The organism is Novosphingobium sp., assembly GCF_049240505.1.
Taxonomy (GTDB): Bacteria; Pseudomonadota; Alphaproteobacteria; order Sphingomonadales; family Sphingomonadaceae; genus Novosphingobium.
In genome coordinates this window covers 1-8250 of the sequence record NZ_JBMLSM010000019.1, presented here as the reverse complement: position 1 = coordinate 8250, position 8250 = coordinate 1, and the positions used below count along the sequence as shown (strand labels likewise).

The 8250-nt window shown below is 64.3% G+C and carries 8 protein-coding genes; 4 read left to right on the top strand and 4 right to left on the bottom strand.

Translation table 11 applies throughout. The features are described 5' to 3' along the window. Positions 1–101: 101 nt before the first annotated feature. Positions 102–380, bottom strand: a complete 279-nt coding sequence (locus ACOVQ0_RS02115) for an ETC complex I subunit (protein WP_421879617.1) — start codon at positions 378–380, stop codon at positions 102–104. Positions 381–412: 32 nt separating this feature from the next. Then, positions 413–2863, bottom strand: a complete 2451-nt coding sequence (gene hrpB / locus ACOVQ0_RS02110) for an ATP-dependent helicase HrpB (RefSeq protein WP_421879614.1) — start codon at positions 2861–2863, stop codon at positions 413–415. 98 nt (positions 2864–2961) lie between these two features. Here hrpB and ACOVQ0_RS02105 point away from each other — a divergent pair, with 98 nt between their 5' ends. Then, the gene (locus ACOVQ0_RS02105; RefSeq protein WP_421879611.1) at positions 2962–3108 is read left to right on the top strand and encodes a hypothetical protein; all 147 of its coding nucleotides are present in this window, start codon (positions 2962–2964) and stop codon (positions 3106–3108) included. A 34-nt stretch (positions 3109–3142) separates the two neighbouring features. On the opposite strand, the gene ACOVQ0_RS02100 is transcribed toward ACOVQ0_RS02105, so the two are convergent. Next, positions 3143–4156, bottom strand: a complete 1014-nt coding sequence (locus ACOVQ0_RS02100; protein ID WP_421879608.1) for a polyprenyl synthetase family protein — start codon at positions 4154–4156, stop codon at positions 3143–3145. Between the two features lie 100 nt (positions 4157–4256). Here ACOVQ0_RS02100 and ACOVQ0_RS02095 point away from each other — a divergent pair, with 100 nt between their 5' ends. Next, positions 4257–4547 (top strand): chorismate mutase, encoded by a 291-nt coding sequence (locus ACOVQ0_RS02095; protein WP_421879605.1) that lies wholly within the window; start codon positions 4257–4259, stop codon positions 4545–4547. Positions 4548–4654: 107 nt separating this feature from the next. On the opposite strand, the gene ACOVQ0_RS02090 is transcribed toward ACOVQ0_RS02095, so the two are convergent. After that, entirely contained in the window at positions 4655–5122 is a 468-nt protein-coding gene (locus tag ACOVQ0_RS02090; RefSeq protein WP_421879602.1) for an Lrp/AsnC family transcriptional regulator, read from the bottom strand. Between the two features lie 274 nt (positions 5123–5396). On the opposite strand from ACOVQ0_RS02090, the gene ACOVQ0_RS02085 reads away from it, so the two are divergent. Then, entirely contained in the window at positions 5397–7142 is a 1746-nt protein-coding gene (locus ACOVQ0_RS02085; protein WP_421879599.1) for a sensor histidine kinase, read from the top strand. An 8-nt stretch (positions 7143–7150) separates the two neighbouring features. After that, positions 7151–8155, top strand: a complete 1005-nt coding sequence (locus ACOVQ0_RS02080; RefSeq protein WP_421879596.1) for a polysaccharide deacetylase family protein — start codon at positions 7151–7153, stop codon at positions 8153–8155. Positions 8156–8250 lie beyond the last annotated feature (95 nt).

Sequence of the window (8250 nt, the reverse complement as noted above, 5' to 3'; positions counted from 1 at the left end):
CTTGAAATAGAACCACTATTCCTGCGCCCATCCGCCTTGCGCTGGGCCATTTTGCTTCAAACCTCAAAGGCGCGATTGATAGGTCCTGACCCTAAACAACCTTACCGGAAATTGTCGGCGTAGCTCTGCAGCTTCAGCTTGCGCGGCGGCGTGGGAATGACGCGCGCTTCAATACCATAGCGATCGGCATAGGCCTGCGCTTCGTCCTGCGATCCGAACGACAGCACAACCTGCGCCTGCGTATCGCCAGAACCGGCCCAGCCCATCAATGGATCGGGGCGCTTTGCCTCTGCCGGTTCGAATTCCAGAAGCCAGTCGCTGGTCCGGGCCTTGCCGGACTGCATGGCGTTTTTCGGGCGCTGATAGATGCGTGCTGACATGGCTCGCGCTTTCGGGCGAATCGCGCCGCAAATCAAGTCCGCTTTGTTGCGTTGAACGCATTCTTTGTCTTGAGGCTGGGATCTTCGGCCCAAGGCTCGTCCGGCCAGCGATGTTTGGGGTAACGGCCCTTCATGTCCTTCACCACATCGCGCCACGATCCCCGCCAGAAACCGGGCAGGTCCGCCGTGGTCTGGATCGGCTTGCCACCGGGGCTCGTCAGGCTCAACAGCAGCGGTTTGGGCGGCTGCCCCACGCACGGATGCTTCTCCAGCCCGAATAGCGCCTGCACTCGCAATTCCACGCAAGGCCCGGCTTCGTGGCCATAATCGATGGCGTGGCTGGTTCCAGCCGGAGAGCGGAACTCCGCCGGAGCCAGCTTGTCCAGAGCCTGCCGCTCGTTCCAGTCGAGCCGGTTGGCCAAAGCCTCATGCAGCTTGCCCGCGCCGATCTGCAAATCGCGCCGCCCTGCCAGCAGCGGTGCCAGCCAGTCCTCCAGCGAATCGATCAGTGCAGGCTCGGCCAGTGCCGCCAGCCCCGCATAGCGCGCCCGCACGATCAGCGCCTTGGCGGCATCCCCCAGCGGTAGCAGGTCCAGCCCACCCTCGCGCACCACCTCGATCAGTTTGGCCACCACAGCATCGCCATCCGGTTTCGGATCAGGCACCCGCGCCAGCACGATTGCCCCAATCCTGCGCTCCAGCCGCGCCTCCACCCGGCCCTCGCCTGCGTTCCACATCAGCGAATGCCGTTCCTCGATGCGGTGCGAAAGGTGGCGGGTAACCTCCTCATCCTCCAGCGCAATCGCTGCGGTAATCCGCGCGCCTTTGGCCTCGCCCTGCGCATCCCCGATCACCAGCCACTTCGCCGTGGCGAGCGGCGATGCAGGATCGAGCCGATAGCCGCGCCCGCCTGACGCCAGCCATTCCTCACCCAAAGCGCCGCGCGCCCGCGCGATCCTGTCGGGGAATGCCTCGGCCAGCAGCACGCCCGGCGGAACCCCTGTCGCCCTGCCACGCACCACCAGCTTGTCCGCCATCCTGGCCCAGCGTGCCGCCAGCTTGCGTGCCCCTTCCGCGCGGCTCCCGCGTTCGCTTGCCCAGCGATCCAGCCTCCGCGCCAGATCCTCACCTCGCCCGCCAAGGCCGCGTTCCTGCAACAGCAGCGCCAGACGCGCGGCCTCCTGCGCCTGGCCACGCTCCGCGGCGAACAGCAGCATATGCGCCAGCGCTGGTTCCATCGGCAACCGCGCCATCGCCCGGCCATGCGGCGTGATGCGTCCCTCATGATCAAGCCCGCCAAGTGCCTCCAAGGCCGCACGCGCTGCCGACATTGCAGCCATCGGCGGCGGATCGAGCCATGCCATCGCCGCCACATCGCCCGCGCCCCACTGCGCCAAAGTCAGCGCCAGCGGGGCAAGGTCGCTCGTCACCACCTCTGGCGGATCGAAGGCCGCCCGCCCTGCATGTGCAGCCTCTTCCCACAACCGATAGGCCACACCCGGCCCTTGCCGCGCCGCACGCCCCGCCCGCTGCGCCGCTGAGGCTTGGCTGGCGCGGGTCGTGATCAGGCGCGTAACGCCCGCCGCCTTGTCAAACTCCGCCCGGCGCGAAAAACCTGCGTCCACCACCACGGAAACGCCATCAAGCGTCAGCGAGGTTTCGGCAATGCTCGTCGCCAGCACGATCCTGCGCCGCCCTTGCGCATCGCGCCGGATCGCCGCGCGCTGCCCCGCCGGTTCGACCTGCCCATGCAGCGGCAGCACCAGTGCTTGCGGCAACCGTTCCGCCAGCAGGCCCGCCGTCCGCTCGATCTGCGCCAAGCCCGGCAGAAACGCCAGAATATCGCCCTGCTCTTCGCGCCACGCGGTCTGAATGGCCGACGCCATCGCCGCTTCGATCTTCACGTCAGGCCGCGCGCCCAGCCATTTCACCGCCAGCGGATGCGCCTTGCCTTCGCTTTCCACCACAGGTGCATCCCCAAGCAGCGCGGCAAAGCGCGACCCGTCGATCGTGGCAGACATCACGACGATCCGCAGATCGTCGCGCAGCACGCCTTGCGCTTCCACCGCCAGTGCCAACCCCAGATCGCTGTCGAGATGCCGCTCATGCGCCTCGTCGAACAGCACCGCAGAAACGCCCTGCAATTCCGGGTCGTTCAGGATGGTGGAAACGAAAATCGCCTCCGTCATCACCAGCACGCGCGTTCGGGCGGATCGTCTGGCGTCAAGGCGGGTGACATAGCCGATGGTCTGCCCGGCCTCTTCGCCCAGCACTTCGGCCATACGCTCCGCCGCAGCCCGCGCCGCGACACGCCGTGGGGATAGCACGATCACTTTTCCGCCGCACCACGGCTCGCCCAGCAAGGCGGGCGCAACCGCCGTCGTCTTGCCCGCACCCGGCGGCGCGATCAGCACCGCGCTCGGTCGCTCCCGCAACGCAGCAAGCAGATCGGGCAGTACGGCATGGATCGGAAGGTCGCTCACCCCGCGCGCCTTACCGGCCTTTCCTTGCGAAAGGCAACGATTTGCCATTCGGTTCGTTCAGCTTGGCGAGAAGCACAGGGTGCAATAAGGCCGAGGGGATGAAGACCACGCTGGAATTCGTGGTGGCGCTGACCACCGGCCTCCTGTTCAGCGGGGCGATGATCGGCGCGATGGTGCTGGGCGTCGGCGCGGTCTGCGGCGGCAGTTTCTGGTGGTTATGGAAACGTTTCGGCCGTCGAAAATGACTTCAGGCGAAAATGACTTCAGGCAAAAGTAACGTCAGAACCGCCGCGCCACCGCAAACAGCGCCGCTTCGGTCATCGCCGTCTTTGCCGCGCTGGCCGGGAAACCTGCAATCGCATCAATCGCGCGTTGCGCATACATCCGCGCCCGTTCGCGCGTGGCGTTCACGGCATCGTGGCGACGGATCAGTTCGATGGCATGGGCAAGGTCGGTGTCCGATGAACGGTCCCCGGCAATTGCCTCCTGCCAGAACTTGCGTTCGTCCGCATCGCCGCGCGCATAGGCAAGGATCACCGGAAGCGTCATCTTGCCTTCGCGGAAATCGTCGCCCTGATCCTTGCCCATTTCGGCAGCATCGGAATCATAGTCGATAGCATCATCGGCAAGCTGGAACGCGATGCCCAGATTGCGGCCATAGGAATCGAGCGCCAGTTCATCAGCCTCAGGCCGCTCCGCCACCACAGCAGCGATGCGGCACGCGGCAGAGAATAGCGCCGCCGTCTTCGCCGCGATGATATCGAGATACATTTCCTCGGTCGTGTCGATCTGGCGCTGGGCAACCAACTGGTCGACCTCGCCCTCGGAAATCACCGCCGAAGCGTTCGACAGGATGCGCAGCACTTTGAGCGAGCCATCTTCGACCATCAGTTCGAAGCTGCGGCTGAACAGGAAATCGCCGACCAGCACGGTCGCCGGATTGCCATAGACGATGTTCGCGGTCTTCTTGCCGCGCCGCATGTCCGATCCATCGACCACATCGTCGTGCAGCAGGGTTGCCGTGTGGATGAATTCCACCGCCGCCGCCAGCTTGAAGTGGCGGCTGCCCCCGTATCCCAGCAAAGATGCGCTGGCCAGCGTCAGCATCGGGCGCATCCGCTTGCCACCGCCCGCGATCAGGTGCCCTGCCAAAGTCGGGATCAGCGGGATGCGCGACTGCATCCGGTCAAGGATCACGGCGTTTACGCTGTTCATGCCCTCGGCAACGAGAGCCATCATCGGCGCGAGCGAAGGTTCGGCCTTGCGCGGAAGGGGGTGGACGGTCGCAGTCATGTTGGCAGACCGCTTGGCGACAAGGGCGGCGCTTGGCAAGATGCAACTTGCACTGTAGCGGCCTAATCCGTCCGCACAGACCAAAGGATGGGGTAAGGTGATGAGCGAAGATACGGTTCTGGCAGGCTATCGCCAGTCCATCGACAACATCGATGCGGCGATGATCCACATTCTGGCCGAACGATTCCGCATCACGCAGGCCGTCGGGGCCTACAAGGCCACGAACAAGCTCCCCGCATCCGACCCCGGCCGCGAGGAACGCCAGATCGCCCGCCTGCGCAAGCTGGCCGAAGACGCGAAACTTGACCCGGAGTTCTCCGAAAAGTTCCTCAGGTTCATTATCGAGGAAGTTATCCGACACCACGAACGCGCGGCAGGATCAGCAGGCTGAAGGCCCAAAATCAGAAAGCTTGCGCCCCCGCGAAGGCGGGGGCCTCAGTCGGTTTACGCTGACCTTCCGTAACAACACTGAGGCCCCCGCCTTCGCGGGGTAGCCTCTCAATCCTCCAGCGGAACCCCCGGCACCTGCTTGGCCGTGCGGATCGTCAGCGATGTCTTGACGCTCGCCACGTTCGGCGCGGGCGTCAGCCTGCTGGTGAGAAACTCCTGAAAGCTCTGCAGATCGCGGCTGACGATCTTCAGAATGAAGTCGATCTCGCCGTTCAACATGTGGCATTCGCGCACTTCAGGAAGCGTGCGCATGTGGTCTTCAAACTGGCGAAGTGATTCCTCTGCCTGGCTTTTCAGGCTGACGAGCGCGAATACCGTGATCGCAAAGCCCAGCTTCGATGAATCCAGATCGGCATGATAGCCCCGGATCACCCCAGCATCTTCCAGCGCACGCACCCGCCGCAGGCATGGCGGCGCGGTCAATCCCACGCGCTGCGCCAGTTCGACATTGGTCACGCGGCCCTCTGCCTGCAGTTCGGCAAGGAGCCGCCGGTCAATACCATCAAGGGTTGCCATGCTTCGTTCGTTCGTCCGTTTCGCTAAAGCCCGCTCGGGCGATTCGGAAAGAAGCGTGAATCGCAACTTTCCGCACAAATCAGCATCCTCAGGATAATTTTATTGTTTCATAGTGCAACCGTGGCACATTGCAACGCAGTGGATAGCAATCTTCCCGGCCCAATCTTCTCAGCATGGCCACACTTTGTTAGCCTTATGAAGACTATAGCGACGTTTCGGTGCCCAGCGCCGGAATGGATGCCCCATACCACTTCTTCACCTGTGCGGAGCGTGAATGATCGTCGATGACCGTCTTGAAACCGTGCTGCGCACCAACGTGGCAGGAAAGACGGCAGGCCGCACCCAGTTGCGGCAACTGGTCGATCTGCTCGGCACCGTGCCGCTTGCGAAATGGAACGCGCGCCATGCCGCCGCGCTGCAGCGCGTCGATTCGCTGGCTTCCCAGCTATCCGACGAAGAATGCGCCGCCGTCCTGCGCGGCGTGCCGCACCGCTCCGCCGTGCTGGTCTATCACTTCGCGCAAAAGACGCCGCGCACCGCCTCTGCTGCGGTCGCTTCCGCCCGGCTGACCGATGAAGACTGGCTGGCCCTGATCCCTCGCCTGCCCACCACCGCACGCGGCTTCGTGCGCCATCGCAGCGATCTTGGCGCACCGGTGCGCAAGCTGCTGTCGCAATTGGGCGTCGACGATTTCCTTCTGCCCGAACCGGCAGGCATCCAAATCAAGCCTGCGCAGGTCGCGGTCACCGACGCCCCCCCTGCGCCGCCCCCCCCGCCGACGCCCGATGCCCCGCTGCCCGAACTGCACCCCGATGTGGCAGACGGCATCGGCGCGATTGTTCGCCGGATCGAGGCCTTCCGGGCCAAGCGCAAGGAACGCGACGCAGCCACCGGAGAGGCGCCTGGCCAGCCGCGCACCGATGGTGTTGCCCCCCGGTTTCCCTTTGCCGAAGAGGCCGACGCCGCGCGGCCTGCACCGCTTTCTATCGACCTGCGCACCGATGCGCTCGGTACGGTCGTTCACGCGGCAATCGATCCGCCCGGAATGCTGGTCGGCAGCACGGTGTTCTGCGCCGATCCTGCTGCCCCAGTCCATTGCAACAAGGCGATGGCACTGGCCTTCCGGCATCATCAACCGATCAGCGCCGGGCAGTTGCAGATCGATGGCGCGCCGATGATCGCAGGGGCTTGGCAGGCCGATGGCACGCCGCTCTTCGCACCCGATAGGGGACGGTTCACCGGCTACCTGCTGCGTCTGCGCCGCCCGCTCGTACTGGCACCGGTCGCCACGCCAGCACAGCCTGCCCCCCCAGCTTCTGATGAAGCTGATCGCCTGCGCCAGTTGCTCCACGAATTGCGCACCCCGATCAACGCGATTCAGGGCTTTGCCGAAATGATCCAGTCGCAGGCATTGGGCAGCACACCGCACCACTATCGCGCGATGGCCGCCAGCATCGCCGCCGATGCCGCACAGATTCTCGCCGGGTTTGAAGAAGTCGAACGCCTTGTAAAACTCGAAAGCCGTGCCCTCACGCTCGATCCCGGTGAGGCTGATGCCGCCGAAGTGGTCACCCGCCTGATCGATCAGGTTACCCCGGTGTTCTCCGCCCGCAACGTCCGCCTCGCCGTCAATGTTCCTGACGCTGCGCTGCCCGTTGGGATGGCAGCAGATGAACTCGAACGTTCGGTCTGGCGTGTGCTGTCCGTCATCGCTGCCAGTGTTGCACCGGGCGAACGGCTGACCATCGCGCTGGAAACCGGTGACCGAACTGCGCACCTTTCCATCGCGCTTCCTGCTGCGCTCTATCGGCTTGGCGATGCCGCCCTGTTCGCACCCGATGTTGCGGGCAACTCCGGCTCATTCTCGGCCCCCGCCATGCTGGGGAACGGCTTTGCCCTGCGCCTCGCCCGCGCTGAATTCGAAGCCGCCAACGGCACGCTGCTGCGTGAGGGCGAACGCCTGATGATCACTCTGCCCCGCGCCGATAACCCGGCACCGGCATCCACGGCGCAGGGCTGATCCGCAGCATGGTTACGCCATCTCAAGTCCTGAGAATGCCCGACGAGGCCGATTTCGTGCGCTTCGCTCCGTCGTTCGGTGCCCGCTTCATTCTCACCATCGATACCGAAGAAGAGTTCGACTGGTCGAAGCCGCTCGACCGTACCAGCCACGGCCTCGATCATGTTCCGCGCCTCGCCAAGTTCCAGCAATTCTGCGAAGGTCTTGGCGTCGTCCCGATCTATCTCGTCGATTATCCCGTGGCGAGCGATCCCCGCGCCGCCGAAGTTCTCGCCGATGCGGTGAAGCATGGCCGCGCCGAAATCGGCGTGCAGTTGCACCCGTGGGTCAACCCGCCGCACCACGAAGACGTCACCGTCCACAACAGTTTCGCTGGCAACCTGCCCCCTGATCTGGAACGGGCAAAGTTCCGCAAGCTGCGCGACACAATAGAGCACGCTTTTGGTATCGGGCCTGCCATCTATCGCGCCGGACGATATGGCGTCGGTCCCAACACGGCGGGCATCCTGTCCGAATGCGGCATCGCGATCGACACTTCGGTCCGCGCGAATTTCGATTACAGTTCCAGCGGTGGCCCCGATTTTCACCTGCACCCCCTGCGCCCGTGGTGGATAGACAAGCGCAACGGCCTGATGGAAGCGCCGCTGACCACGGTCTTTTCCGGGCCACTCAAGCGTTATGGCAAACATCTGTATCCGCTGATGTGGCGCGTGCCCCGAATGCGCGGGCTACTGTCACGGCTCGGCCTGCTCGAACGTATCTCGCTCACCCCGGAAGGCATCACGCTGGACGAGGCCAAGCGCGGCATTGATGTGGCCGTAGACCTCGGCCTGCCGCTGCTGGTCCTGTCGTTCCACAGTCCCTCGCTCAGCCCCGGCCACACGCCCTATGTCCGCAATGATGACGATCTTGATCGCTTCTATGATTGGTGGCGCGGCGTCTTTGCGCACCTCGAAACCCACGGCGTAAAGCCAGCCTGCGTTCGCGATATCATCGAAGCGGCGGAAGTCTGAAACCCACCTTGCCAAGCGCTGCCCGCATCTGTAGCGGGATGCGCGATGGGCCTGTAGCTCAGTTGGTTAGAGCTGGCCGCTCATAACGGCTAGGT

Bases quoted from the DNA above. Each gene is read 5' to 3' on its own strand.
- ACOVQ0_RS02115 (WP_421879617.1), bottom strand. From the start codon at position 380: ATGTCAGCACGCATCTATCAGCGCCCGAAAAACGCCATGCAGTCCGGC.
- ACOVQ0_RS02105 (WP_421879611.1), top strand. From the start codon at position 2,962: ATGAAGACCACGCTGGAATTCGTGGTGGCGCTGACCACCGGCCTCCTG.
- ACOVQ0_RS02100 (WP_421879608.1), bottom strand. From the start codon at position 4,156: ATGACTGCGACCGTCCACCCCCTTCCGCGCAAGGCCGAACCTTCGCTC.
- ACOVQ0_RS02095 (WP_421879605.1), top strand. From the start codon at position 4,257: ATGAGCGAAGATACGGTTCTGGCAGGCTATCGCCAGTCCATCGACAAC.
- ACOVQ0_RS02090 (WP_421879602.1), bottom strand. From the start codon at position 5,122: ATGGCAACCCTTGATGGTATTGACCGGCGGCTCCTTGCCGAACTGCAG.
- ACOVQ0_RS02085 (WP_421879599.1), top strand. From the start codon at position 5,397: ATGATCGTCGATGACCGTCTTGAAACCGTGCTGCGCACCAACGTGGCA.
- ACOVQ0_RS02080 (WP_421879596.1), top strand. From the start codon at position 7,151: ATGGTTACGCCATCTCAAGTCCTGAGAATGCCCGACGAGGCCGATTTC.